Below are 389 nucleotides of genomic sequence, written 5' to 3' on the forward strand. Positions count from 1 at the left end.
GCCTCTTCGCTTGCCGAAGGCGCTCCACCAGCCGTTGTCCCGGCAGATCCGCCAGGCGGTCCGCTCGGCCATCGGCTCACCGGCGGCCCGGGCCTCGTCGAGCAGGAAGCGGTGGCCGAACTCGGGATCGTCGCGGTGCGCGTCGAACAGCGCGTTGGCCCGGTATGCCTCGGCGAGCTCGGCGTCGGTGACCGGCCTGTCCAGCCACCGGTAGTAGGGCTGACGGGCCAGCCCGAGCACCCGGCACGTCACCGCCACCGGCACCCGGTGAGGGGCAGCGGCGGCAGCCAGCTCGCGGACGAGCGGGTACATCATTTTGCTGGCAGGTTCGCCTGCGACAGATACGCCGCAGCCCTCCGCAGCACCTCGTTCTCCTGCTCCAGCAGCCG

Annotated in this window: 1 pseudogene; it reads right to left on the reverse strand. The window is 72.0% G+C overall.

Annotated features, from left to right (window positions below):
- Positions 1-315, reverse strand: a pseudogene (locus IG99_RS43685) (IS3 family transposase); the annotation flags it as partial.
- Positions 316-389: the final 74 nt, after the last annotated feature.

It is taken from the genome of Streptomyces griseus subsp. griseus (genome assembly GCF_000720255.1).
Classification (GTDB): Bacteria; Actinomycetota; Actinomycetes; order Streptomycetales; family Streptomycetaceae; genus Streptomyces; species Streptomyces griseus_I.